This is a genomic window from Catonella sp. (genome assembly GCF_052173895.1).
Classification (GTDB): Bacteria; Bacillota; Clostridia; order Lachnospirales; family Lachnospiraceae; genus Catonella.
In genome coordinates, this window is record NZ_JBQMXS010000082.1 from 1 (window position 1) to 3,962 (window position 3,962).

Here is a 3,962-nt window from a genome sequence, read left to right on the forward strand (position 1 = left end):
TATTTATAGCTGATGATGAAAAAAATATAAGGGATTTGCTTGGCAAGTTCCTTGCTGATGCAGGACATGAGGTAGAACTTTTTGAAAACGGAAATGCCCTGCTTGATAAACTTGAAAAAGATATACCTGATATAGTCGTTTTAGATGTAATGATGCCGGGTATTGATGGCTTTACTGCCTGTAGTAAAATCAGAAAATCCCATCCTGATATAACCATTCTTTTGCTTACTGCAAGAGACACCGATGCGGACTTTATGACAGGATTTACTGCTGGCTGTGATGACTATCTCACTAAGCCATTTTCACCATTAAAACTTACCTTAAAAGTAAATGCCATCCTTAATAAGCTTGGTAAAATTGAAAATGAAAAACAAACAGATATCAAGTCTTTTGGAGATATTTCACTTGAAGATACCTCATTTTCGTGCAAAGTTCAAGGTGATGAAATTAAACTTACCAAAACTGAATTTCAGGTACTTTCACTCTTACTCACTACTCCTGAACAAGCCCTTTCTAGAGATAAACTGCTTTTAGATATCTGGGGTTACAGCGAAGTTGAGACAAGAGTTACAGATGACACTATGAAAAGACTTAGAAAAAAACTAAAGGATGCCGGAAGTAATGTCCACATAGAAACTATCTGGGGCTTTGGCTTTAAACTTACTTTGTCGGAGGCAGTATGAAGAAGAAAAAACTCCTGCACAGAATTTTTGTAATACCTTCACTAATTGTACTATTTTCCCTGCTTGCAGTATTTGTGCTATTTCAGATTATTTCTGACCAGTATATGAATACCCTTACCAGTGATGCTCTAAAAAATGAAATGAGTAACATGGGCAATGTTACATTTGATACATATGAAAATACAGAAACTGTAAATGATGAGCTCGCAGATACTTCTCTCATAGTACCGGTTATGCACCTTGTAATTGATGCTAACAGACAACTCGTCTTCCCTACTTCACCTTGGTATTATGATTACGAAGTTAAAATAGCCCAATCAATAGCGGATATTATTGCAGATGAGCCTAATTCTTATAAAACTTCTCCACATAAGCTTAATGTAAATGACAATTTCTATCTCGTTCAGGCAAAGAATTATATGGGCGTTATGGAAGATGGTGCTTTCATCCCTGATGAGTCCGATAAAAACAGTAAGAATTACTATGTGCTGTTTTACATAAATATTACGCCTATGCAAAATTTTATAAATAAGGTAAATCTCGTACTTATGGCGGCACTTGCACTCTCCGGTATAGGTTCCATTTTCTTCCTCTTTCTTACTACAAGACAGGTAAATAAAGACTTTGAAAAACTTAAATCCTACCTACTTTCCATTGGAAAACATAAGAATGAAAAGACTGTAAGTCCTGTTTCAAATTATTCTGAAATAGAGGCTGTAATAACCGCTGTAGATGAAATGTCCAAGATGCTTTTAGAAAGTGAAAATGTACAGAAAAGGTTTTTTCAAAACGCCTCACATGAACTTAGAACTCCACTTATGTCTATTCAGGGATATGCAGAGGGAATAAAATACCATGTAATCTCTGAAAATGAGGCTACAGATGTTATCCTCAAAGAAAGCGAAAAAATGGCTTCACTCATAAATGAAATCCTGTTTCTTTCTAAAATGGAAACTACTGAGCCTGAATTTGAAAATGTAAATATAGCCGACCTTGTAAAAGAAGTTTCTGATAATTTTAGACTTATGGCTAAAGAAAATAATATAACTATTCTATGTGAAACCAGTGTAGAGCCTATAATCTCCGGGAATCTTAAGCTACTTGACAGACTTATCGGAAACCTTGTATCAAACGGCATAAGATATGCAAAATCAGAAATTAAACTTTCTTGTGAACTTTTTAACAAGGAGGTAATTATTAAAGTTGCTGACGATGGAAATGGCATAGATGCTGATGATCTTCCACACATTTTTGAAAGATTTTACAAAGGAAAGGGCGGAAAATTCGGCATAGGGCTTTCTATCGCAAGCGATATTGCAAAACTGCATAAAGGCAGACTTGAAGTGACTTCCGATGAAAGTGGAACTGTATTTATGCTTAGTTTGCGAACAGATACATCTTTTTAGGCACAATAAACAACTAACTATCAACTACAGTTTTGTTATACATAGGCGCTCTCCCATAATGATAGTTGCTACTTTTGCGATTTCTTCTGCAAGGCATTTGTATTTCTTTCCCAAAATACTCCACCTGCATATCCTTGAATTGAAGAATCTGTGTTTGCCATCTCAATTCTTTTTTCAGCCCAAACACAATATTGTTCATTCGTTTCGATTCCTACATAGTGTCTTCCGAGCTTTTTAGCTGTTACAGATGTTGAGCCGGAGCCAAGAAATGGATCCAATACTATATCTCCCACATTAGAACTAGCCAAAATCAGCTTTGCTAAAAGTTTTTCCGGTTTTTGTGTGGGATGTGTGGTATTTTCAGGCATAGACCAATATGGGATAGATATATCATCCCAAAAATTCGATGGATATGTATTTCTGAAATTGCCCTCTGCGGTTTCTTCCCAATCTTTCGGCTTGCCATCAACCTTATATGGAGCAACAACTTTTCTTCTGACCTTCACCTTCTCCACATTGAATGTATAGGACTTTGAGTTTGTCGCAAACCAAATATCTTCCATACCATTTTTCCAATTACTCAAAGCACCTCTGCCTTTTTCTCTTTGCCATGTAATCCTGTTTTGAATATAGAAATGTCTCTTCAAAACTATACCAATCATGGGACTTGACGCCCAATCACAACAAACATATACCGATGCATTTGGTTTTAGCAAAGGCTTTACCTTACTTATCCAAGTTTCCGTATATTCTTCATACATATCATCAGTGGTTTTTTTAAATTTGTGTCCATGAAAATCTTTATCCAAATTATAGGGTGGATCAACAACAAGCAAGTCTACAAAACCTCTCGGTAATAGTGGTAATATTTCAAAGGTGTCACCAACAATAGTCTTATCTTTTATATTCTCAAGAGAAACCGGTTCTGTTACATGAATACAGCGCTCCAAATAACAACTCCCCTCTTCAATGCTGATATCAATTGTCTTGTTTCTTCCTGCCTTCATTCGGTAACCTCCTTAATCTTTTTCTACAAAATCCAAAAGTACGCACCCCAAAAATCTTGGAGGTGCTGTTTTCAAAGCCCTTGCTTTCAAAGATTTTATAGTTCTAATTTTATACCTTTTTTTGCAAGTTTTCCGTACACTCAATCAAATATTCAGCATTATGCTCTTTGTAAATTGGGCTTTCAATAATTTTTTCTTCAAGATCATAATAATTTTCTGCTATCTTTCCTCTATAATTCTTATCTCTCCATTCTATAGCAATCTTGTACCCTCTTTTTTCCATTTCATCCATAACCAATGAATGATACATAAATAAGTGATATGGAGAATATAAAAATATATAATCCACTGTTTTATGTTTCTTCATCCAGCCATTTCCCCTAAGCGCACAACATTCTCTATGTTGTCCAAGAAGTTGATTTCTGGGTAATAGATGAATAATTTGTTCATGCCATAGTCTCATCTTGTTCTCCTGTTAGTAAAGTAGATTCTTGCAAATATTTATTTGGATATTTCTTTAGCAAAGTATTAATATATTCAATTACAGATTTCTGATTGTTTTTCCCTACCATATATTCTTCAAGTATATTAAACAAGCCTTGTTTTTCAATTTCACTTGCCTCTTTTTTGAAATATCCCCATACATGAAGAATGGCATTACTAAAATCTTTTTTGCTTTCTTTTATTTTTCTTACTTTTTGTATCTTTTCATTTAAAAATAAAATATCAACTTCTTTTTCTTTCAAATACTCTCTTATCTCCAAATATGTTTTATGCGATTTGCTTAGCACATAATATTTATTTTTTGCCCATAGCTCTTCACATTCTTTCTTTATAGTCTTGTACTTCACATCATCTCCTTCTTT

5 protein-coding genes are annotated in these 3,962 nt (G+C 34.5%); 2 read left to right on the top strand and 3 right to left on the bottom strand.

Annotation, left to right across the window (positions count from 1 at the left end):
• Nucleotides 1-683: response regulator transcription factor (locus ACTTG8_RS09810; RefSeq protein WP_442561926.1), on the top strand; the 683-nt coding region annotated here is incomplete at its 5' end.
• A complete protein-coding gene (locus ACTTG8_RS09815; RefSeq protein ID WP_442561927.1) occupies nucleotides 680-2,089 on the top strand; it encodes a sensor histidine kinase in 1,410 nt (469 codons plus the stop codon). The genes ACTTG8_RS09810 and ACTTG8_RS09815, both read left to right, overlap by 4 nt.
• 68 nt (nucleotides 2,090-2,157) lie before the next feature.
• Here the strand turns inward: ACTTG8_RS09815 and ACTTG8_RS09820 are convergent, their stop codons facing one another.
• From ACTTG8_RS09820 to ACTTG8_RS09830, 3 genes are all read right to left on the bottom strand, one after another.
• Nucleotides 2,158-3,096 (bottom strand): DNA-methyltransferase, encoded by a 939-nt coding sequence (locus ACTTG8_RS09820; protein ID WP_442561928.1) that lies wholly within the window; start codon nucleotides 3,094-3,096, stop codon nucleotides 2,158-2,160.
• Nucleotides 3,097-3,205: 109 nt separating this feature from the next.
• Nucleotides 3,206-3,559 carry a TIGR02328 family protein gene (locus tag ACTTG8_RS09825; RefSeq protein WP_442561929.1) on the bottom strand — a complete coding sequence of 118 codons (354 nt, stop codon included), beginning with the start codon at nucleotides 3,557-3,559 and terminating at the stop codon, nucleotides 3,206-3,208.
• A complete protein-coding gene (locus ACTTG8_RS09830; RefSeq protein WP_442561930.1) occupies nucleotides 3,543-3,947 on the bottom strand; it encodes a YbgA family protein in 405 nt (134 codons plus the stop codon). The genes ACTTG8_RS09825 and ACTTG8_RS09830 overlap by 17 nt, the downstream gene beginning before the upstream one ends.
• Nucleotides 3,948-3,962: the final 15 nt, after the last annotated feature.

What these genes read in the sequence shown, in the direction of transcription:
- ACTTG8_RS09815 (WP_442561927.1), top strand. Translation starts at nt 680, where the DNA reads ATGAAGAAGAAAAAACTCCTGCACAGAATTTTTGTAATACCTTCACTA.
- ACTTG8_RS09820 (WP_442561928.1), bottom strand. Translation starts at nt 3,096, where the DNA reads ATGAAGGCAGGAAGAAACAAGACAATTGATATCAGCATTGAAGAGGGG.
- ACTTG8_RS09825 (WP_442561929.1), bottom strand. Translation starts at nt 3,559, where the DNA reads ATGAGACTATGGCATGAACAAATTATTCATCTATTACCCAGAAATCAA.